The 18,831-nt window shown below is 59.8% G+C and carries 22 protein-coding genes; 13 read left to right on the top strand and 9 right to left on the bottom strand.

Annotation, left to right across the window (positions count from 1 at the left end; genetic code table 11):
- The first annotated feature begins 147 nt into the window (after positions 1-147).
- Positions 148-582 carry a YbaN family protein gene (locus tag L1071_RS10925; RefSeq protein ID WP_246974654.1) on the top strand — a complete coding sequence of 145 codons (435 nt, stop codon included), beginning with the start codon at positions 148-150 and terminating at the stop codon, positions 580-582.
- 144 nt (positions 583-726) lie between these two features.
- Positions 727-3,366, top strand: coding sequence for an aminopeptidase N (gene pepN / locus L1071_RS10920; protein ID WP_246974652.1), 2,640 nt, complete (start codon positions 727-729; stop codon positions 3,364-3,366).
- 100 nt (positions 3,367-3,466) lie between these two features.
- On the opposite strand, the gene L1071_RS10915 is transcribed toward pepN, so the two are convergent.
- The gene (locus L1071_RS10915) at positions 3,467-3,760 is read right to left on the bottom strand and encodes a hypothetical protein (RefSeq protein ID WP_246974650.1); all 294 of its coding nucleotides are present in this window, start codon (positions 3,758-3,760) and stop codon (positions 3,467-3,469) included.
- 261 nt (positions 3,761-4,021) lie between these two features.
- Here L1071_RS10915 and L1071_RS10910 point away from each other — a divergent pair, with 261 nt between their 5' ends.
- The gene (locus tag L1071_RS10910) at positions 4,022-4,225 is read left to right on the top strand and encodes a putative motility protein (RefSeq protein WP_246974648.1); all 204 of its coding nucleotides are present in this window, start codon (positions 4,022-4,024) and stop codon (positions 4,223-4,225) included.
- A gap of 51 nt (positions 4,226-4,276) precedes the next feature.
- Here L1071_RS10910 and L1071_RS10905 read toward each other — a convergent pair whose 3' ends face one another.
- From L1071_RS10905 to L1071_RS10895, 3 genes are all read right to left on the bottom strand, one after another.
- On the bottom strand, positions 4,277-4,888 hold the full coding sequence (locus L1071_RS10905) for a hypothetical protein (protein ID WP_246974646.1): 612 nt from the start codon (positions 4,886-4,888) through the stop codon (positions 4,277-4,279).
- A 45-nt stretch (positions 4,889-4,933) separates the two neighbouring features.
- On the bottom strand, positions 4,934-5,704 hold the full coding sequence (locus L1071_RS10900; RefSeq protein WP_246974644.1) for an HpcH/HpaI aldolase family protein: 771 nt from the start codon (positions 5,702-5,704) through the stop codon (positions 4,934-4,936).
- Positions 5,705-5,786: 82 nt separating this feature from the next.
- The gene (locus L1071_RS10895) at positions 5,787-6,296 is read right to left on the bottom strand and encodes an Lrp/AsnC family transcriptional regulator (protein ID WP_246974641.1); all 510 of its coding nucleotides are present in this window, start codon (positions 6,294-6,296) and stop codon (positions 5,787-5,789) included.
- A gap of 153 nt (positions 6,297-6,449) precedes the next feature.
- Here L1071_RS10895 and L1071_RS10890 point away from each other — a divergent pair, with 153 nt between their 5' ends.
- The gene (locus L1071_RS10890; protein WP_246974640.1) at positions 6,450-8,141 is read left to right on the top strand and encodes a 2-isopropylmalate synthase; all 1,692 of its coding nucleotides are present in this window, start codon (positions 6,450-6,452) and stop codon (positions 8,139-8,141) included.
- 73 nt (positions 8,142-8,214) lie between these two features.
- Here the strand turns inward: L1071_RS10890 and L1071_RS10885 are convergent, their stop codons facing one another.
- Positions 8,215-9,195, bottom strand: coding sequence for a Bug family tripartite tricarboxylate transporter substrate binding protein (locus L1071_RS10885; protein ID WP_246974638.1), 981 nt, complete (start codon positions 9,193-9,195; stop codon positions 8,215-8,217).
- A 248-nt stretch (positions 9,196-9,443) separates the two neighbouring features.
- Entirely contained in the window at positions 9,444-10,280 is an 837-nt protein-coding gene (locus tag L1071_RS10880; RefSeq protein ID WP_246974636.1) for a formate/nitrite transporter family protein, read from the bottom strand.
- 109 nt (positions 10,281-10,389) lie between these two features.
- On the opposite strand from L1071_RS10880, the gene L1071_RS10875 reads away from it, so the two are divergent.
- Entirely contained in the window at positions 10,390-11,085 is a 696-nt protein-coding gene (locus L1071_RS10875; protein WP_246974634.1) for an MgtC/SapB family protein, read from the top strand.
- Between the two features lie 94 nt (positions 11,086-11,179).
- Here L1071_RS10875 and L1071_RS10870 read toward each other — a convergent pair whose 3' ends face one another.
- Positions 11,180-11,746 (bottom strand): FlgO family outer membrane protein, encoded by a 567-nt coding sequence (locus L1071_RS10870; RefSeq protein ID WP_246974632.1) that lies wholly within the window; start codon positions 11,744-11,746, stop codon positions 11,180-11,182.
- Positions 11,747-11,760: 14 nt separating this feature from the next.
- Entirely contained in the window at positions 11,761-12,435 is a 675-nt protein-coding gene (locus L1071_RS10865) for a hypothetical protein (RefSeq protein WP_246974629.1), read from the bottom strand.
- Positions 12,436-12,664: 229 nt separating this feature from the next.
- On the opposite strand from L1071_RS10865, the gene L1071_RS10860 reads away from it, so the two are divergent.
- The 5 genes from L1071_RS10860 (at position 12,665) to L1071_RS10840 (ending at position 16,342) form a co-directional block, all read left to right on the top strand.
- Complete coding sequence (locus tag L1071_RS10860; RefSeq protein ID WP_246974626.1) at positions 12,665-13,834, top strand: multidrug effflux MFS transporter; 1,170 nt, start codon at positions 12,665-12,667, stop codon at positions 13,832-13,834.
- Positions 13,835-13,893: 59 nt separating this feature from the next.
- On the top strand, positions 13,894-14,184 hold the full coding sequence (locus L1071_RS10855) for a YciI family protein (protein ID WP_246974622.1): 291 nt from the start codon (positions 13,894-13,896) through the stop codon (positions 14,182-14,184).
- Positions 14,185-14,254: 70 nt separating this feature from the next.
- Positions 14,255-15,199, top strand: a complete 945-nt coding sequence (yegS, locus tag L1071_RS10850; RefSeq protein ID WP_246974620.1) for a lipid kinase YegS — start codon at positions 14,255-14,257, stop codon at positions 15,197-15,199.
- A gap of 131 nt (positions 15,200-15,330) precedes the next feature.
- Positions 15,331-15,777 carry a nucleoside deaminase gene (locus L1071_RS10845; protein WP_246974618.1) on the top strand — a complete coding sequence of 149 codons (447 nt, stop codon included), beginning with the start codon at positions 15,331-15,333 and terminating at the stop codon, positions 15,775-15,777.
- A gap of 97 nt (positions 15,778-15,874) precedes the next feature.
- The gene (locus tag L1071_RS10840; RefSeq protein ID WP_246974615.1) at positions 15,875-16,342 is read left to right on the top strand and encodes a hypothetical protein; all 468 of its coding nucleotides are present in this window, start codon (positions 15,875-15,877) and stop codon (positions 16,340-16,342) included.
- 137 nt (positions 16,343-16,479) lie between these two features.
- Here the strand turns inward: L1071_RS10840 and L1071_RS10835 are convergent, their stop codons facing one another.
- Positions 16,480-16,686: a cold-shock protein gene (locus tag L1071_RS10835; RefSeq protein ID WP_040242353.1), complete on the bottom strand. Its 207-nt coding sequence runs from the start codon at positions 16,684-16,686 to the stop codon at positions 16,480-16,482.
- Positions 16,687-17,034: 348 nt separating this feature from the next.
- Between L1071_RS10835 and L1071_RS10830 the strand changes: the two genes are divergently transcribed.
- The 3 genes from L1071_RS10830 to L1071_RS10820 all read left to right on the top strand — a co-directional run bounded on the left by L1071_RS10830 (position 17,035) and on the right by L1071_RS10820 (position 18,825).
- Entirely contained in the window at positions 17,035-17,457 is a 423-nt protein-coding gene (locus L1071_RS10830) for an NINE protein (RefSeq protein WP_246900458.1), read from the top strand.
- 62 nt (positions 17,458-17,519) lie between these two features.
- Entirely contained in the window at positions 17,520-18,095 is a 576-nt protein-coding gene (locus tag L1071_RS10825; protein ID WP_246974612.1) for an exopolysaccharide biosynthesis protein, read from the top strand.
- A gap of 88 nt (positions 18,096-18,183) precedes the next feature.
- Positions 18,184-18,825 (top strand): LysE family translocator, encoded by a 642-nt coding sequence (locus tag L1071_RS10820; protein ID WP_246974611.1) that lies wholly within the window; start codon positions 18,184-18,186, stop codon positions 18,823-18,825.
- Positions 18,826-18,831: the final 6 nt, after the last annotated feature.

The following is an 18,831-nucleotide window of genomic DNA, read 5'->3' as shown; positions in this document are numbered from 1 at the left end:
GTAATCGCCTCGATAGTAAGGGACGATTTCTCCTGGATGCGTTATTCGGGCTTCAATGAATGAGGTGACGTCGGGCTTCGCCATGCCTGCCAGCGATCTCGCGTGAAGCCCGGCGTTTCCCTCTATCACGGCAAGGTGGCGCGGCGCATGTACGATATACGCAAGCTATTGTTCATCTGCTTGGCTGGCGTCAGCTTCTCTCTGGGGGTGATCGGCTTGTTTCTGCCGATCATGCCTACGACGTGTTTCATGCTGGTGGCGGTATGGGCAGCTTCGAAAAGCTCACCGCGCTTCGCCAATTGGATCCGTCGTCATCCGCGCTTCGGCCCCTCCATTCTCGCCTGGGAGCGCGAACGCGCCATCCCCCGGCACGCCAAATGGATGGCGTGCGCCATGCTGACGGTCTCGATGGGCGTGATCGCCTTCACCGTCGACCCCCTAGCGCTGCGTGTGGCGTTGATCATTGGCCTGGCGGGCATTGCAGTGTGGATTCTGACCCGCCCGACGCCGTCGCTGGGGCGTTGCCCGGTGCTGTCGTCCTTCGAGGAATCCTCTTCCAGCCAGCGCCATGAGTCTCGCTGAGAGCGTGATGAGGCGCGGCGTTGCCCGCACTTTTGAGCCGACTCCACCGGACGCCGTACAATGCTCGACATGTGCCTCGTGTTTCGCACGCGAGGCGATGTCTTGGGGGCGAGTGCATGCCCCGATCTCAAGGAGCGTCGATCGATGTCCGAACCGCAAGCGACCCATCTCAAGGATTACCTGCCGCCCGCCTACCGGGTGACGCACACCGAGCTGAAATTCGACCTGGCCCCCTCGGCGACGACCGTGACGGCGCGCCTGCATGTCGAGCGCCACCCCGAGCGCGAAGCGGGGCTCCCGCTACGTTTCGCCGGTGACAAGCTGTCGCTGGTGCGCATCGCTGTGGATGGTCAGGAGTTGGAAGCTGGCGAGTACGAGGTCGATGACGAAGGTCTGACTATCGCCAGCGTGCCGGAGCGTTTTCTGCTGGATACCGAGGTGTCGATCGACCCCGCCGCCAATACCGCCCTCGAAGGACTGTATGTTTCCAGCGGCATGTTCTGCACTCAGTGCGAGCCGCAGGGCTTTCGCCGTATCACCTTCTATCCCGATCGCCCGGATGTGATGGCGACCTTTTCCACTACGCTGGTGGGTGACAAGACCGATGCGCCGGTGCTGCTCTCCAACGGCAATCCGGTGGAAAGCGGTGAGCTCCCGGAGGGTCGGCATTTCGTGACCTGGGAAGACCCGCATCCCAAACCGAGTTACCTGTTCGCGCTGGTGGCCGGGAAACTGGAAAACGTCGAAGATCGCTTCACGACCATGAGTGGTCGCGATGTCACGCTGCAGATTTGGGTCGAGCCGGAGAATCTCGACAAGACCGCGCATGCCATGGCCTCACTCAAGAGCGCCATGCGCTGGGATGAAGAGACCTACGGCCGTGAATACGATCTCGACCGCTTTATGATCGTCGCCGTCAACGACTTCAACATGGGCGCCATGGAGAACAAGGGACTCAACATCTTCAACTCGGCGGCGGTGCTCACGCATCCGCAAACCGCTACCGATGCGGCCTTCCAGCGGGTGGAGGGTATCGTCGCTCACGAGTACTTCCATAACTGGTCGGGCAACCGCGTGACCTGCCGCGATTGGTTCCAGCTCTCGCTGAAGGAAGGCTTCACCGTCTTCCGCGATCAGAGCTTTTCCGCCGACGTCAATTCGGCGCCGGTCAAGCGCATCGAGGACGTGTCGTTCTTCCGTACGGCGCAGTTCGCCGAGGATGCCGGCCCGACGGCGCATCCCGTGCGCCCCGATCATTACATCGAGATATCCAACTTCTACACCCTGACGATTTACGAAAAGGGTGCCGAGATCGTGCGCATGCTGCGTCATCTCCTCGGTTGGGAGATGTTCCGCCAGGGCTCGGATCTGTACTTCGCGCGTTTCGACGGCCAGGCGGTGACCATCGAGGATTTCGTCGATTGCATGGCGGAAGTCTCCGGGCTCGACCTGAGTCAGTTCATGCGCTGGTACTCGCAGGCGGGTACGCCGGAGATCGACGCCCATGGCGAATACGATTACGCCAAGTGCGAGTACCACCTGCGGCTTTCCCAGCGCACGCCGCCCACCCCCGGTCAGGCGGAAAAACAGCCGCTGCATATTCCGGTGCGCATGGGGCTGGTGGGCACCAAGTCCGGCAACGACATGGCATTGACGCTGGACGGCGAGTCGTTGGGCAAGGAAACGGTGCTGCATCTGCGCGACACCGAACAGACCTATGTCTTCACCGGCATCGACGAAGCGCCGACGCCATCGCTGCTGCGCGGTTTCTCGGCGCCGGTCTATCTGCGCTATCCGTATTCGCGCGAGGAACTCTCGTTCCTGCTGACCCACGATGCGGACGACTTCAACCGTTGGGACGCGGGGCAGCGGTTGACCATGCTGGCTCTCGACGATCTGATCGCGGCGCATCGCAATGGGGTTGAAAAGGTCATGGATACCCGCGTCATCGACGCCTATCGGCGCCTTTTGACTACCGAGACCGACGACAAGGCGGTGCTTGCCGAGATGTTGACGCTTCCCTCCGAGGCCTACATCGCCGAGCAGCAGCCGATGGTCGACGTGGATGCCATCCACGCCGCGCGGGTCTTCGTCAAGCAGTCGCTCGCCAGGGCCTTGCGCGACGAGTTCCTGGCCATTCATGAAGCCCACCGGAGCGATGAACCCTACGCGCCGGAGCCGGATCAGATCGCGCGGCGCCGGGTGAAGAACGTGGCCCTCGAATACCTCATGAGCATCGAGGACGACGAGGGTGTGGCACTGGCCGAGGCGCAGGTCGATGCCGAGCACAACATGACCGATGTGCGCGCCGCCCTGACGATGCTGGTGCACAGCTCGCGCAGCGACATCGCCGAGCCGGCGCTCAAGGCGTTCGGCGAGAAGTGGGCGCACGATCCGCTGGTGATGAACCAGTGGTTCACCATCCAGGTCACGCGCCCGCAGGAGGATGTGCTGGAACGTGTCAAATACCTGATGGCGCATCCGCTGTTCTCGCTCAAGAATCCCAACAAGGTGCGCGCGCTGATCGGTGCCTTCGCGGCGCTGAACCGCGTCAACTTCCACCGCCTCGACGGCGAGGGCTATCGCCTACTGGCCGATGTAGTGATCGAGCTCAATAGCCTCAACCCCGAGATCGCCGCCCGCATCATCACGCCGCTGACGCGCTGGCAGCGTTTCGATGAGCAGCGTCAGGCGCTGATGAAGGCCGAGCTCGAGCGCATTCGTGCCGAGGAACTCTCGCCCAACGTCTTTGAAATGGTCGAACGGGCGCTGGCCGACGCCTGATAGCCGACGTTGCATGAAGAAGTGACGGCAAAACGCCGCTGCCTTGGCAGCGGCGTTTTTGCGTGGGTGGGTGTCGTGTTGGCCGTTGCAACAAGGCGCTTCAGCGAATGAGCCAGCCGAGCACCAGCAAGCCGAGAAACAGCCATACGATACCGCCGACGAAGCCACGCCGAAGAAGTGCGCGAATTCCTCGGTAAAGCATCCATACGCCGATGACCAGCACCACCAGATTGATGAGCGAGGGATTGACGCCCAGCGAACGGGCGAGGCCGTCGAAAAAGCGGTCGATTGCCACCCAAAATCCCGCGAATAGCGTCGAGAGGGCGTCAATGATGACGCGCAAGGCGTCGCCGAGGAACTCGCCGAGCCAGTGGAAGAATCTGTCGATCTGCATGTCACATCCTTTTTGTGAGCGTGCTTATGTGAGCGTCTCGCCCCATATGCCGTCGGGCGCATGCCCGTGGTCCGTCATTCTATGCGGCAAGGCGCCAGGATGGCAGGGGCGCCTTAGGATGGGGTGGCCTTTATGCTTTTCTTCTTGCATGCTGCAAGTGTCATGTGTTGGCTATCGGTCGTGGGCGATGAAAGTTTGTTGCGTTCTAGCCGATAACTAGAGGGCGTAAAGCGCATTCATTCACTTGAAGGGAGGAGCTTCATGGATTCATCCGTGAACGCAGCCGTGGGAACTGCGATGGCGTTGCAACAGCATAACGCCGATCAGCAGTCTCAAATGGGCCTGCTCAAGGAGTCGCTCAACAATCAGGCGTCGCATGTGTCGCAACTGATGGAAGCGGTTTCCCCCCAGCAGTCTCTAGCGACGACCGGCACCGTGGGTACGCAGGTCAATACCTACGCCTGAGTCTCGGGGTAGTTGGTCAAGAATGCCGTGGCGCCAAGCGTCGCGGCATTTTCATTGGAGTGAGAGCCCGTCGTTGATTTCGCGCAAGCGCTGCATGGCATATTCGGAAGAAAACTGTGGCTCGCGCGGCGGATCGTAGACCTCGCCACGGGTGCCGTTGACGATCAGGTCGATGGCATAGCAGGTATCGTCGATCACGGCTCGGTAGCCAGTGACCTGTTGGAAGTGACTCATGCCGGCGTCGTCGAGCGTGAAGGTTTGGAAATCATGGCCATCGATACGCGCCGTGGTCCGCGAGCGGGCATTGGGCGGCGGTGTCAGGCAGTGGGTGATTGCGTCGGCGTCGTGGCTCGCGCCCAGACGCCAGTGCGCGGTCGTTATGTCATTGGAGCCCGGCAGTGCCAGCGTGATCAGACGTTCACCCGGTGCATCATTTACGATCTGCCAACTGCCGGTATCGAAGTAGCCCGCTTGTGGTGCGGTGATGCGCTCGAGCGAGGCATCGGCGCGCAGCTTGATGGGGTAAGACGCTAGCGTGATGTTCGTGGTGTCTTCGTTGACCGGGGTAGACGGCGTTTCGCGGGGCTCGGGCGTGCAGGCCGCAAGCGATATGGCGCCCCCAAGTACGGCCATCATTACAGTCGCGATGAATATCCGTTTCATGCACGGGGTTCCTTGTGTGGTAGCGAGCACTCACACCGTATCAGCCTATTGATCGCCCTTATAGCGTGCCACGGTGTCCTTGGCAGCCTGTCGCAATAGGCTGATATCGATGCCCACGGCGATGAAATCGAACCCCCAGTCGGCATAGCGTCTGGCATCCGCCTCGACGGGGGCCAGAATGCCGGCCGCTTTGCCGGCGGCGTGGGTGGCGTCCAGAGTGTGTCGAATCATCGCCTGGACTTCGGGGTGATCGGGGTTGCCGATATGTCCGGTGTCGGTGGATAGATCGAAAGGCCCGACGAAAACGGCGTCGATGCCTGGAGTAGCGGCGATAGCCTCGGCGTTGTCGACCCCGCTGCGAGACTCCACCTGCACGATCAGGCATAGCTCTTCATGGGCCGTCGTCATGTAGTCTTCCACCTCGCCCCAGCGCGTGGCGCGCGTCAAGCCACCGCCAACGCCGCGAAATCCCTGCGGCGGGTAACGTGTGGCGGCGACCAACTGGGCTGCCTGTTCGGCGGTGTCGACCATGGGGATCATCAACGTCTGGGTGCCGATGTCGAGCAGTTGCTTGATCAGGGCTGGGTCATGATTGACGGTGCGTACGACCGGGGCGCAAGAATAGCCGGCAACAGCCTGCAACTGAGTGAGAATCGTGGGTACGTTATTGGGCGCATGTTCGCCGTCGATCAATAGCCAATCGAACCCCGTGGTCGCGAGAATCTCCGTGGCATAGCCAGTGGCGAAGCCGGCCCAGCAGCCATAGCGGGTATCGCCGGTCAGTGATGCCTTGAAGGGGTTGCGGGGCAATTGCATGGCACGTGTCCTTTTTCGTTAGATGACTATTGCATACAAAAAACGTAACAGCCTTTCGAGTCAGCGGCCATTGCACCAGCGTCTAATACGCGGTGTCCGGATGCGACGGGACTGGGCGGTGCTCGAGGACTCGGCGCAGGACGAAACTGGAATGCGCGCCAGTGACGCCTTCGATACGCGTGATCTGATTGAGCAGCAGGTTCTGGTAGTCATCCATGTCGTGGACCACGACCTTGAGCTGATAGTCGGCCTCCTGGCCGGTGATCAGCAGGCATTCCTGCACTTGGGGCAGCGCTGCGACCTTGGTTTCGAAGTTGGCGAAGCGCTCCGGTGTGTGGCGATCCATGGAAATATGCAAGAGCGCCGTAAGGCTATGCCCCAGCCGTTTGGCATCCACCAGGGCGCGATAGCCGGTGATCAGGCCACTGTCTTCCAGGGCTCGCACACGTCGCAGGCAGGGCGAGGGCGACAGGCCGATACGTTCGGCCAGTTCCTGATTGTTGATACGCCCATGGTGCTGGAGGAGCTCGAGTATCTGACGGTCGTAGCGGTCGAGCGTCACTACGTCGGCTAGCGTGCTATCTTTTGGCATTATTAGTCTCTTATGAGAATGATATTGGAATTATATGCCAAAAAAAGACCTCGTCGAGGACGATTTAGCAATCGTCTGCGGGGCAAGGCAGCGTAGACTGTGATCATTGCCATACGCAATCGGCTCGTTCATTCATTTTACAGGACTGTTGTCATGAGTTGCTTCGACCATCGCAAGTATCGCCCGGCGCCGCGCGTGCCCGCCTTCGACCGTCAGTGGCCGGATCGCGACCTAGTGACGGCACCGACCTGGGTCAGCGAAGATCTCCGCGACGGCAACCAGGCGCTACTCGAGCCGATGAGCGTCGCACAGAAACAGCGACTGTGGCATCAGATCATCAAGGTCGGCATCAAGGAAGTCATGGTCGGCTTTCCGTCGGCCAGTCAGCCGGATTACGATTTCGTGCGCTGGCTGATCGAGGAAGACCAGATTCCCGACGATGTGACCATCGCGGTGCTGGTGCAGTGCCGCGAGCATCTGATCGAGCGGACCTTCGCATCGCTGGTCGGCGCCAAGCGCGCCATCGTGCATCTGTATAATTCCACCTCGACCGTGCAGCGCGAACGCGTTTTCGAGATGGATCGCCAGGGCATCGTCGATATCGCCGTGCAGGGGGCGAGCTGGGTCAAGGCGCATGCCGCGCGCTACCCCGAGGTCGAGTGGCGCTTCGAATACACCCCCGAGAGCTTTTCCAGCACCGAGATCGACTTCTCATTGGCGATCTGCGAAGCGGTGATGGACGTCTGGCAGCCGACGCCGGAGGCGAAATGCATTCTCAACCTGCCCACCACAGTCGAGGTGGGCGGGCCACATCACCATGCCGACCAGATCGAGTACTTCTGCCAGCATATCAGCCGCCGTGACAGCGTGATCATCTCGGTGCATACGCATAACGATCGTGGTGGCGCGGTGGCGTCCGCCGAACTCGCCTTGCTGGCCGGCGCCGAGCGTGTCGAAGGCACGTTGCTGGGCAATGGCGAGCGCACCGGCAACATGGATATCGTCACCCTGGCGATGAATCTCTACAGCCAGGGCATCGATCCCGAGCTCGATTTGTCGCGCCCCGACGAGATCATCGAGGTGGTGCAGGAATGCACCGGTATTCCCATGCATCCGCGTCATCCCTGGGTGGGGGAGATGGTCTACACCGCGTTTTCCGGCAGTCATCAGGACGCGATCCGCAAGTCGCTCATGAAGCAGCAGGCGGACGAACCGTGGCAGGTGGCGTACCTGCCGATCGACCCGCGCGATATCGGGCGCGATTACCAGGCGGTCATTCGCGTCAATAGCCAGTCCGGCAAGGGCGGCATGACGTTCCTGCTCGAGCGCGATTACGGCATCAGCCTGCCGCGCTGGATGGCGCTGGAGCTGGCCCCGGCGGTGCAGGCAGTGAGCGAGACAGTGAGCGGTGAGCTTTCAAGCCAGCGCATACGCGAGGTGCTGACCGAGACCTTCTCTCGACATGAGCCGCTCTCGTTGACCGGTTACCGACTGGATCGTGACGCTGACCAAGGCTTGACGGTATCACTCGACGATGCCGGTCGGGCGGTGCGTTTGAGTGGCCAGGGCAACGGTGTCATTTCGTCGTTCATGACTGCCTGGCAAGCCCATACCGGACAATCGGTGAGCGTCGTCGATTACAGCGAGCACGCGCTGGGTGAGGGCAGCGACGCTGTGGCGATCGCCTTCGTGCAACTCAATGTGGCGGGGCAGCGCATCAGCGGCATGGCCGAGGATGGCGACACCGTCAGTGCCTCGCTCAAGGCCGTGTTGAGCGCACTCAATCGTGCGGATCATCAAGGAACGATGTCGGCGTTGGCGGCTGAGGCGCAAGCATCGGCATAGAACGTCAGTGAGTGATGGGCCACGACCGCATGGATAGGAAGGCGGTCGTGGCGCGTCGAGTAACGGCTACTGGCTACTGCTTGGCGAGGCCGATGGCCTTCATGATCTCACCGAATTCGGCGTCGCTTTTCTCCATGTAGTCGCCGAAGGCTTGTGCGTCCTTCCATTGCACCCCATAGCCCTGTTTGGTCATGAATGACTGGTAGGTGTCGCTTTCGTAGGCGGCATGCAAGGCACGCTCTAGTTTCTCGACAGTGGCATCGTCCATGCCCTGCGGACCGATGACGCCACGCCACGCGCCCGTGGTGAAGTCGCTGTCCACCTGCGAGGCCACGGTGGGCACATCGGAGAAGCTTTCTAGAGGTTCCTCGGCCATGACACCGAGGCTGCGCACACGATTGGCTTCGATCATCGAACGCGCCTCGGGGAGCGAGGTGGCGGCCATGTCGACGCCCCCGGAGGCGAGTTCCGTCATGGCCGGTGCGGCGCCTTGGCTGGGAATCCAGTTGACCTTGTCGGCGGGCATATCGAGATCCATCAGTAGTCCGCCCAGCGCGACATGCCAGATACCCCCGAGCCCGGTGCCGGAGGCATTGAAGTGGCCGTCGGGCTGATCGCGAATCGCCTCGATCAAATCGCCTAGGTCTTGGTAGTCGGCGTCCTCGGCGACGCTGATGCTGGCGGCATCGAAGTTGATCTGGCCGATGGGAGTGAAGTCCTCGTAGGTGATATCGGTCAGGCCTTGCCAGTGCATCATGTTGATCTCGACCGTGCCCAGGCCGAGGGTATAGCCATCGGGTTTGGCGCGCGCAATGGCGGTGTGCCCCACGACGCCGCTACCGCCCGTGCGGTTGACCACATTGATGGTCTCGCCGAGTTCTTCCTCCAGAGCCTTGGCGATGATGCGCGCCGTGGCATCGGTCCCGCCGCCAGCGGCCCAGGGGACGATCAGCGTGATGGGCTTCTCGGGGTAATCGGCGAGCGCGGGGGTGGCAAGCCCCATGACCAGTGCTGCGGCAAGCCAATACGGTGAGCGTGATGTGGCGTGTCCCATTGTTATTGTCCCTCGTCATCGATCCGGTAAGACCGGGTGGGTGGCATAAGCACTTAAGCTTTAACAGGCACTTGGGTGCTTTGCTAATGCTGAAACCCTATAGGCCAATAACCTGTATTTATCAGTAAGCGTTGCTGAGCGCTATTCGGCGTCTCTTCTATGAAGGCGAACAAAATGGCATAGACGAATGGACAAGCTCGGCACGCCGGGGGAGACGTGCCGAATCAGGCTTTTTGTGAGATGCCCCTTCAGGTATCGCTGCGAACCTGCGCATGGCTGATAAGTGCAAAGATGAAGGTGCCGCCGATCAGGTTGCCGGCCAGCGTCGGCAAGGCGAATTGGAAGAGATACTCGCCGATACTCGCTTGACCGGCGAACATCAGGTACATCACTTCTGTGGAGCCCACGATGATGTGCGTGAAACCACCCAGTGCGACGAGATAGGTAACGATCAGGATGACCCAGATCTTGGCGCCACCGGCGGCGGGGAGCAGCCAGACCATGGTGGCGATCATCCAGCCGGCAACGATGCCCTTGGCGAACATCTGGCTGCCGGTATTCTCCATGACGTGGTGGCCCAGGCTGAGAAAGGCCTTATGCGTCTCGGCATCGAACAAGGGCATATAGAGGATCGCGTATGCGGAGATTGCCACACCCACGAGGTTACCGATGAGTACGACCCCCCATAGCCTCAGCAATTTGAGAAAGCGCATGATGCGTGGCGTGCTCATGACCGGCAGTACGGCGGTGACGGTGTTCTCGGTGAACAGTTGTTGACGCGCGAGGATGACCACTATAAAGCCGATGGTGTAGCCAAACGCCTCGATGAGAAAACCGATATCGCTGTCTGGCAGACGCGCGTGAAGCAGGCCCCTGGCAAGCATCGAAAAACTCATCGACAGGCCGGCGGCGAGCGCCGACCAGAACAGCGCCGAGGCGGCGCGTTTGAGCTCCGTCTCGCCTTCTGCCCGCAGCGACTCATGGACGGACGCGGCGCGTGACTGTCGAGGGCCGCCATTCAGATGCAGGTCGTGTTCGTCGTCTTCTACCCGGCTGGGGGGTGTGAGGTTGGAGGGGTGGCTCACGCAGCTATCCTTCTATCGAAAGGTGGGAAATTGTCGTGGATTCTGTGGGATACAGTGGCAAACGTTATGCTGACACGATAGACGATAACGCAGGCGAAGGAAGAGGCGAATGTCGACGATATCATGGGCGATAGTGGTACATCTGGGGATGGCCTGGCTGGCGGGAAGCCTGATCGGACTGGAACGTACCTTTCATGGGCGTCCGGCAGGGTTCCGGACACATGCGCTGGTGTGCGTCGCATCGGCCTTGTTGATGATGGTGACGGTCTACCAGTGGGAGTGGCTAGGCAGCAATGTGCCCGAAGAGACGATCAGAACAGATCCCACGCGCATGGCGCAGGGCATCATGACCGGCATCGGTTTCCTGGGCGCCGGGGTGATCTTCAAGGAAGGGCTGACGGTGCGCGGCTTAACCACGGCGGCCTCGATCTGGATTACCTCGGCGCTGGGGATACTCTATGGCATTGGCTTCTGGCTGCCGGGGGTGTTGGCGACGGGGGTGACCTTGTTGACGCTGTCGTTGTTTCGCTTGGTCGAAGCGCGGATGCCGAGCCGTACTTTCGCGCGCTGTATTCTACGTTTCGATAGCCAACGAATACTCGGCGAGTCAGAGATTTATGCACTAATGAAAGCGCACCGATTCCACATCGAAAGCCTCAGCTATCGCACGCGCGACGAGGGGCGCCAATTCGAATACCGCATGATGCTGCGGACACACGATCGTCATTACCTGCCATTGTTGGCCACCGACTTGCGTAACCACGAGACGTTGTTGGAATTTCAGTTGTCGCCGACCGGTGATTGACGCAGACCCGCCAACATCGATGCCTGAATGCTGGCGGGCGCAGTCAACGACGGCGCCAATCACAACCGGGCGCGACGTTTGCCAGAAAAGAGGCTTACCAGTTGGAGGGCAGCAAGGCCCTGATGTCGTTGTCCATCGGCACTTCGAAACTTGCGGCACCCAAGACCTGGCGGTCCGCGATGCGTACCAGCCGAGCATTGACGAACAGCGTGTTTTCGCCCTGCGCGTAGGTGCCCAGCAACACGGCCTGGGCGTCATGATTGGCGCTCAAGCGTTGTACGTTGCGGGACAGGATCAGTTCCCCGGTATTCTGTTCGATATACAGGCTGTCACGCATCTTGACTTCGATGACATTCATGCCGCCCTGGACGAGACGCGAGGTGAAGGTCTCGGATAGCGTGCGACCGAGCGTCGACGACTGATCCAATTGGTCGACGTCGACGAAGGTGGTGGCGATGATCGGTGCCCGATCACCGAGTTGCTCGCTGCTAGTGGAAAGCAGTTTGTCGGCGGCGTCATCGACGCGCGTCAGCATGCTGGGCTCGGGGCCCGTCGCTTGACGGTTCTGAAGAAGGCTGCAACCGGAGAGAACCAGCAACAGGATGGCCAGTGTCAGCAGGCGCAATGTGACGCGCCCGGTACGGCATTGCTTGGATGACATGTCGAGCGGTCTCCTCACCAGTCGGATGATAGCGGCAGGCCGGCGGAATCGCCGGTGTCGGACGCACCGTAATGACCGCTATCACCCGCGTTGATGTAATACATGTTCGAGGACGAATAGCGCAGCGTGTCGTGCTGGCTGACCTGGGTCGTGATAATGGTCTCCTGCTGGCCGGTGGTGGTCCAGCTACCGCTGAAGGTATCGGCCAAGGCGGCACCGGGAATCAGAGCCAAGGCGGGCTCGGTCCAGTGATTGAAAGGAATGGTCGCCACGGCGATACCCGCAGCCAATGCGGTCAGTGCCCCTTGGGGAGGCCGCACGAAACCACGGTCCTCGTGAGTGATCACCTGAACATCGAAGCTGACATGGGCAGCGCCAGCGTCCGGCTGGGTGCGAACGATGGCACCTTGCTCGACCAGTTCACTCGTCAGCAGTGAACGGAACCCGCGGCTGAAGGCGGTTTCCTTCTCATGCGTCTCGACATAGAGCGGTTCGCCCCACAAATCGCGCTTGGCGAGGATCTCGCCTGCCTCGTGTTCGGCAAGCACTTCCCAATGCTGCGCGGCCTGCATGCGTTGTTGCTCACTGGTCGGGTAGGTCGTGGCGATGGGGGCCTGCGAGGTGTTGACCCCGAAGCAGCCGCCCAATAGGACGGTGCTTAGCACGACCCCCCAGGTGCGGAATGACATGGCGTTTCCTGTGCGATGGATGATCGGCGGACACGAGGCATTGCTTGGATCATTGCCCTGAAAGGGAATATCGGCGGGGAGAGCACGAGCTTTAGGCCCTGCTCTGAAAGTGTCGGCGTGCGTCGATTTTTCGGGTGACATCCTAGCAGGGAAAAGCATGCGTCATCGGCCAGTTGCATCTTGGTGTGTTCGGGGTAAGGTGACGTTCTTTTTTCGCTGCGGAGGTTCCATGTCGGGGGCCCGTTTGCTTCCCTTGCTGGTGGGATGCGTGATGTTGTCGCCACTGGCGATCGATATCTACTTGCCGTCACTGACGGTCATGGCGCGCGAGTTCGACGTCCCGTTCAGCCGACTCCAGTTCACTGTAACATTACTCTTGCTGAGCGTCGGCCTAGGGCAGGTGTTAGTCGGCCCGCTGACCGATCGCTTCGGTCGTCGTCCGGTGCTGCTTTGCGGCACCGTGTTATATATGGCGGGGGCGTTGCTGGGAATGATGGCGACCAGCCTCGGGCCGCTTTACGTCTCGCGTGTCCTGCAAGGGCTGGGAGCCTGCGCAAGCATGACGGTGGCTTTCGCTGCGGTGCGCGACTGTTTTACCGCCGAGCAAGGCGCGAAACTCTACAGCTATCTCAACGGCGCGCTATGCATCATTCCTGCACTGGCGCCAGTCATTGGCGGTAGTCTGGCGGTGACCTTCGGTTGGCGCAGCAATTTTGCGTTCATGTTCGTCTTCGCGGCGGTGCTGGGCGTGGCCGCCTTATGGCGCTTCGCCGAGACGCGGCCTCGGGATACGGCAGTCGAGCGCCGACTTTATCATTGGGCCCGCTACCGACCGGTGCTGACCAGTGTTCGCTTTGTCTATTTCGCGGGGCTGGCCGGGGTGATCATGTCGGCGATCCTGGTGTATGTGTCCACCGCTCCGGTCATCCTGGTGGACCGCCTGGGGCTATCGGAACTGGCGTTTAGCGGCTGGTTTGGCGCCAACGCCGTGGTCAATATCACAGCGTTTTTCTTTGCGCCGCGTATCATTCACCGTCTCGGGCGGGTCGGTACCGTGCGCGTGGGACTGGGGCTGATCATCGTCTCAGGTATCTTGCAGGCGCTGATCGTCACGGTCTTGCCGCTCTCGGCAGTCGGTTTCATGGGGCCGATAGGGGTGCTCTCCGTGGGCTTTTCATTGGCGCTAGGTGCGGCATCGAGCCTGGCACTCGAGCCATTTCGTGAGCGCGCCGGCACGGCAGCCGCCTTGCTGGGGGCCTTGCAGTTGGGCGGCGGTGCGTTGTTGGCTACGCTACTGCTGGCGACCTCGTTACCGCCGCAATGGACCCTGGCACTGATCGGTGTTGTGTTGGTGTCTCCCTTGTTGTGGCTTTCCTGGCGAGTAGCGCCGACGCCATGAGTTTGTAAAGATATGAACGACAAAGAGGCGTGCCGGGTGACAGACATCAAGGAGCAGGCATGTTCATCGTATCGTTGGAGTACGTAGTCGACCCAGACACGGTCGAGCCGTATCGCATGGCACACATGGCCTGGGTGCGCCAAGGATTCGAGCGCGGCGTATTCATCGCCTCGGGGCGTAAAACACCACCCAGTGGTGGCATCATTCTGGCCAGAGCGACTTCGCGGGAGCGTTTGACAGCCTGGCTTGATGAAGATCCTTTTATCATCGCCGGCGTGGCGCAATATCATGTCGAAGAATTCATGCCGACGACGGTAGGTAGCGGTTTCGAGGTGCTCAAGGGAATATGAGTACCTGTTGGTGCAAGATGCACATAGTGAGAGAGGCAGGCGTGTCTCAAGGAACGAGGATGATGAAACGATGAGTGGCACACTCCAGCCTATCGCACGTGATGGCGACGCGTGGCTAATTCTAAATGGTAAATCCGCCCAGCTTCCGGATGTCCGCGAAGCGGTGGAGTGCGTGCGTGAAGAGGGGCACTATCTGGCAGTGCGGGTGACTTGGGAAGGCGGCGACGGCGTGCGCCTGGCCCGGGAAGCCAGCGAAGCGGGTATCAAACGCATCATTGCCGGGGGCGGCGACGGAACGGTCAACGAGGTCGTTGGCGGCTTGATGCAACTGCCTCGGGACGCACGGCCGATCCTTGGTATTATGCCGCTTGGCAGTGCGAACGATTTCGCGCGCGGTCTGGAGTTGCCATTGGATCCTTTGGAGGCGCTGCGCGTGGCATTGGATGCCAGCCCCCACAATGTGGACGTCGGTAGTCTAGGGGGGGATTATTTCATCAACCTAGCCTCCGGCGGCTTCGGTGCCCAGATCACCAATTCGACACCGGCTCCCCTCAAACGGCTTTTGGGTGGTGGTGCCTATTCGTTGATGGGCATGCTCAAGGCTTGGAATTATCAGCCTTACCGAGGCCGTTTGCGATTTCCCGGTGGCGAACGCAATATCCCCTTGTTTCTGTTCGCGCTGGGCAATGGTTCTCAAGCGGGAGGGGGGCAGCAGTTGGCGCCCCTGGCCAAGGTCGATGATGGCCTGTTGGAGCTACTCCTCGTGCGTCATTTCACCTCGCTCAGGGAGATGAAGCAGCTTATCGACGAACTGGAAAACCTCCCGCAAAGCGGTAAGTTCGTCGAGTATTTGCAGATTCCGTGGGTCGAGTTCGAAAGTGAGAGCGCCCTACCGCTGAATCTCGACGGCGAGCCGTGTTTCCACGAGCGTTTTCGCGCTGAACTGATACCTGGAGCGCTTTCCTTGGCGGCACCTGCGTCTTCCGCGCTGTACTCACATCAAGATGAGGGCTGAGGCGTGACAAGGTATCTTGCCCGATCGTTTGCCCAGGGCGCTTCAAGGCACTTACGCTTGAAATGAGCGCGTAAGCGCCCAATGTCAACATATGTAACGTGATGCACAAGGTAAATGACAAAAGGATTACCATGGACTCATTTATGCAGGCAGCCATCGACGAGGCTCGCAAGGGGTACGATGCCGGTGGGGTTCCCATCGGGTCGGTGCTTGTGCATCGGGGCGTCATTATCGGGCGTGGACACAACCAACGCCAGCAACGTGGTAGTGCCATCTTGCATGGTGAAATGGACGCCTTGGAAAATGCCGGCCGTTTGGCGGCACATGTGTATCGTGAAACGGTGCTTTATACCACACTGTCACCCTGTGTCATGTGTAGTGGTGCTATTTTGCTTTATGGCATCCCCGAGGTCGTGATTGGTGAAAATTCGACCTTTCAAGGTGATGAAGCACTATTACGCCAACGTGGTGTTACGCTCACGGTAGTCGATGACCCACAGTGCAAGGCGCTGATGGAGCGGTTTATCGCCGAGCGGCCTGAGGTTTGGTACGAAGATATTGGTGAGTCCGGTATATAGGACTTGCCGACCCTGTACCATGAGGCTTGGATGGCCTCATGGGCTTTTGGAAAGTGCCGGTTAGCCGGCAAAAATGAGCGACTCAAGGAGAGAAATGATGACGTATAAGCCATGGACTATGAGTGCGTTGGCATTGGTGATGTCACTTGGCCTGGCGGCCTGCGATAGCGGTGACGACCCCGCTCAGGAGGCTTCCGACAATGGCCAACAGGCTGCCGAGGAAACCCAGCAAGCCGCCGATGAGACTGGCGATGAAATGTCCGAGATGAGCGACGACGCCAGCGACGACATGGAAGAAATGGGTGACGACGCTGCTGAAGAGTCCTCCGACGCCATGGACGAAGCGAGCGATGAGGTAGGCGAGGCTCAGGACAATGCGGCAGACGAAGCCGACGATGCCAGCGACGAAATGAGCGAAGCCGCCGACGATGCTGGCGATTCGATGGATAATGCCGCCGACGAAACGCAAGAGGAAGCCGACGAGGCAACCGACGAAGCGGCAGATGAAATGGACCAAGCCGCCGACGAAATGGATGAAGCGGCCGATGATGACAATCAGTCCTGATATCGACTCTGAGAACGGTGGTTTGCGCCCACTATAGGGGCTAGCTACAACGTCGATGGAAATAAAAGAGCCCACCTTTCGGTGGGCTCATGCGTTCGGAGTCCGGTATCGGTCTCACGGCCGCTCGGATATCGGGGTTACCCGACCACCTTGATGTTGGATGCCTGCAGGCCTTTCTTGCCCTGGGTGACCTCAAAGCTCACCTTTTGGCCATCCTGCAGCGTTTTGAAACCTTCAGCCTGAATCTCGGAGAAGTGTGCGAATAAATCATCGCCACCATCTTCCGGAGAGATGAAGCCGTAGCCTTTGGTGTCGTTGAACCATTTGACAGTGCCAGTTGCCATTGCGAATTCCTTAACTTGCGAAGTAGTGTTGCGGGCCGACCGATGGACGACCATGGTACGTGGTTAAGACAAGGTGGGAATGCGCAAGGGACATCGAAGATTCGATTAACAACTGACGACATTCGACTTGCAAACCTACGCAGCGGAGAATGCATTGGCTCAGGAGAGGCGTCGAGTTATCGCCGAAGAGCCTTTCCCGGTATCATCCATCGCCTATGCACCATAGGTTGAAAACTTGGGGGCGTCCAGAACGTCGACATGTTCGCTGCGGATACCCTGTGATGTCTTGATCGAGAGCATGATGTCGTTGCTTGAGTCTCGCTGGTTTCATTCTGGAGGAGTTATCTCGTGTCCCATACCGCTGTCGCCGCGAACGACACGCATAGCAAGGTCGTAGGCTACCTGTTGTGGATATTCGGCTTTACCGGTTCGCATCGTTTCTACTATGGCAAGCCCATTACCGGCACGATCTGGTTTTTTACCCTCGGCTTGCTGGGCATCGGCTGGTTAATCGACTTCTTCCTGATCCCGCTGATGGATCGTCAGGCGGATCTGCGTTTTCGGTCGGGCCCCACCAGCTACACGCTAGCCTGGATATTGCTGACGTTTCTGGGCATTTTCGGCCTGCACCGCATGTATATGGGGAAATGGCTGACCGGTTTGTTGTATCTCGTCACTGGCGGGTTGTTCTTGCTGGGGGTTCTGTACGATTTCTGGACGCTCAATGAACAGATATCGATGAAGCATGCCAAGCGCGGCCTGTTTGGCTGATCGTATAAGCGCTCTTCTACTGTTCAAGGGCGTTATCAACTGCTCCCAAGGAGAAATCGCGCATGGAATCGCGCAACAGTTTGACCCAGTTGCTGGAAACGCTCGACGATGCCAATGATGGCAAGACCATCCGTTTGCAGGATGTCGTCGAGACGTTTCGCTCACGGGGCTTCGGCCCCCTGATTACGCTGCCTGCATTGCTAGCATTGTTGCCCACCGGCGGCGTGCCCGGCGTGCCCACACTGTGTGCCGTGTTCATCGTCTTGATGGCGGTACAACAGTTGCTGGGGCGGCAATCCCCCTGGCTGCCGAGGAAATTGCGCGAGCGGGGCATCAGCCATGACAAGTTGCACCGTACCGTCAAACGCGTGCGTCCCTGGACGCAGCGTATCGACAAGCTGCTGGCTCAGCGCCTGGATATATTGCTGCAGCCGGTTGCGCGTCGTCTCATCGCGGTACTGGTCATCGTGCTTGCACTGGGTATGATTCCCCTGGAATTACTTCCCTTCGCGGCGGCGATGCCGGCGCTTGTAATCACCGTCATCGGGTTGGGTATGACGGCGGACGATGGCCTGCTGCTGTTGATCGGTCTGCTATTGACGCTGGGCATAGCCGTATGTGCCTTCTTACTCTGGTAAGAAGTACGCCACGCGGGGTGTGTCCGGAGCCTCTATCGCGTCTTTCCAGGCTTCTACTGTTCACCACGCTTAGACTCAGGAAACAGGTATGTTCTTTGACGCGCAGTTCTGGCCGTTCCTGGTGGCCATCACACTGCTCACGCTGACACCGGGCGTGGACACGTTGCTGGTCATTCGCAATACCTCGCGCGGCGGCGTGCGCGATGGCATCTTGACCAGCGTTGCGATCTGCTCTGGTCTGTTCGTGCATGCCACCGTTTCGGCGCTCGGCATCTCGCTGATCCTGCTGCAATCGGCATGGGCCTTCAACGCGCTCAAGTTGCTCGGCGCGGGGTACTTGATCTGGCTAGGGCTGAGAAGTCTGGCCAGCGCCCGCCGAGGGGGAGGCCTGCCGGTAGCCGACATGGGCGTGAGCAAGGAGCGAGTACGCGCTTGGGTGTCCTTGCGTGAAGGTTTTCTCTCCAATGTGCTCAATCCTAAGACGGTGGTGTTCTACATGGCGTTTCTGCCACAGTTCATTGCGCCGGGGGATCCCGCCTTGGCCAAGTCGTTGTGGTTGGCAGGCATACACTTCGTGATCGCCAATATATGGCAGATGGGTATGGTGCTGATGGTGGGAAGTGCCGCCAGATGGCTGGCCAAGCGTTGGGTGTCGCGCATGATGGAAGGGGCTACCGGCACGGTGCTGGTACTCTTCGGTATCAAGCTGGCACTGGCTCAGCGCCCCTGAGGAAGT

This window comes from Chromohalobacter sarecensis (genome assembly GCF_023061135.1).
Lineage (GTDB): Bacteria > Pseudomonadota > Gammaproteobacteria > Pseudomonadales > Halomonadaceae > Chromohalobacter > Chromohalobacter sarecensis.
This window is presented reverse-complemented; position numbering and strand designations above follow the sequence as displayed.

What these genes read in the sequence shown, in the direction of transcription:
- L1071_RS10925 (WP_246974654.1), top strand. Translation starts at nt 148, where the DNA reads ATGTACGATATACGCAAGCTATTGTTCATCTGCTTGGCTGGCGTCAGC.
- pepN (WP_246974652.1), top strand. Translation starts at nt 727, where the DNA reads ATGTCCGAACCGCAAGCGACCCATCTCAAGGATTACCTGCCGCCCGCC.
- L1071_RS10915 (WP_246974650.1), bottom strand. Translation starts at nt 3,760, where the DNA reads ATGCAGATCGACAGATTCTTCCACTGGCTCGGCGAGTTCCTCGGCGAC.
- L1071_RS10910 (WP_246974648.1), top strand. Translation starts at nt 4,022, where the DNA reads ATGGATTCATCCGTGAACGCAGCCGTGGGAACTGCGATGGCGTTGCAA.
- L1071_RS10905 (WP_246974646.1), bottom strand. Translation starts at nt 4,888, where the DNA reads ATGAAACGGATATTCATCGCGACTGTAATGATGGCCGTACTTGGGGGC.
- L1071_RS10900 (WP_246974644.1), bottom strand. Translation starts at nt 5,704, where the DNA reads ATGCAATTGCCCCGCAACCCCTTCAAGGCATCACTGACCGGCGATACC.
- L1071_RS10895 (WP_246974641.1), bottom strand. Translation starts at nt 6,296, where the DNA reads ATGCCAAAAGATAGCACGCTAGCCGACGTAGTGACGCTCGACCGCTAC.
- L1071_RS10890 (WP_246974640.1), top strand. Translation starts at nt 6,450, where the DNA reads ATGAGTTGCTTCGACCATCGCAAGTATCGCCCGGCGCCGCGCGTGCCC.
- L1071_RS10885 (WP_246974638.1), bottom strand. Translation starts at nt 9,195, where the DNA reads ATGGGACACGCCACATCACGCTCACCGTATTGGCTTGCCGCAGCACTG.
- L1071_RS10875 (WP_246974634.1), top strand. Translation starts at nt 10,390, where the DNA reads ATGTCGACGATATCATGGGCGATAGTGGTACATCTGGGGATGGCCTGG.
- L1071_RS10870 (WP_246974632.1), bottom strand. Translation starts at nt 11,746, where the DNA reads ATGTCATCCAAGCAATGCCGTACCGGGCGCGTCACATTGCGCCTGCTG.
- L1071_RS10865 (WP_246974629.1), bottom strand. Translation starts at nt 12,435, where the DNA reads ATGTCATTCCGCACCTGGGGGGTCGTGCTAAGCACCGTCCTATTGGGC.
- L1071_RS10860 (WP_246974626.1), top strand. Translation starts at nt 12,665, where the DNA reads ATGTCGGGGGCCCGTTTGCTTCCCTTGCTGGTGGGATGCGTGATGTTG.
- L1071_RS10855 (WP_246974622.1), top strand. Translation starts at nt 13,894, where the DNA reads ATGTTCATCGTATCGTTGGAGTACGTAGTCGACCCAGACACGGTCGAG.
- yegS (WP_246974620.1), top strand. Translation starts at nt 14,255, where the DNA reads ATGAGTGGCACACTCCAGCCTATCGCACGTGATGGCGACGCGTGGCTA.
- L1071_RS10845 (WP_246974618.1), top strand. Translation starts at nt 15,331, where the DNA reads ATGGACTCATTTATGCAGGCAGCCATCGACGAGGCTCGCAAGGGGTAC.
- L1071_RS10840 (WP_246974615.1), top strand. Translation starts at nt 15,875, where the DNA reads ATGACGTATAAGCCATGGACTATGAGTGCGTTGGCATTGGTGATGTCA.
- L1071_RS10835 (WP_040242353.1), bottom strand. Translation starts at nt 16,686, where the DNA reads ATGGCAACTGGCACTGTCAAATGGTTCAACGACACCAAAGGCTACGGC.
- L1071_RS10825 (WP_246974612.1), top strand. Translation starts at nt 17,520, where the DNA reads ATGGAATCGCGCAACAGTTTGACCCAGTTGCTGGAAACGCTCGACGAT.
- L1071_RS10820 (WP_246974611.1), top strand. Translation starts at nt 18,184, where the DNA reads ATGTTCTTTGACGCGCAGTTCTGGCCGTTCCTGGTGGCCATCACACTG.